Here is a 279-nt window from a genome sequence, read left to right as displayed (position 1 = left end):
CTTCCAGCAGCAGTGGCACGGCGGGTGCGGCGCCCAGCAGGAAACCGTCGTCGTTGCGCGCGATGCCGCCGGCGTGCAGGGGCAGGCCCGCGATCGCGATGCGGTTGCCGCAGTCGAGGTTGCCGCCGAAGACGAGCGGGCGGCCGAACGCCAGCGCGTGCGGGGCGATCCGGTTCCACGCATCCGCGAAGCGCGTGTCGGGGCAGGCCGGTTGCGGCGTGCCGTCGCGGCGCAGCAGGGCACCGTCGTAGCGCCAGCGGGTGCCGCCTGCCGCCAGGT

The 279-nt window shown here is 75.6% G+C and carries 1 pseudogene; it reads right to left on the bottom strand.

Annotated elements, in window-relative coordinates:
- Positions 1-279, bottom strand: a pseudogene (locus ACEN88_RS35340) (hypothetical protein); the annotation flags it as partial.

The sequence above is a fragment of the Massilia sp. CT11-108 genome (assembly GCF_047302915.1).
In the GTDB taxonomy this organism is placed as follows: Bacteria; Pseudomonadota; Gammaproteobacteria; order Burkholderiales; family Burkholderiaceae_D; genus Telluria; species Telluria orientalis.
This window is presented reverse-complemented; position numbering and strand designations above follow the sequence as displayed.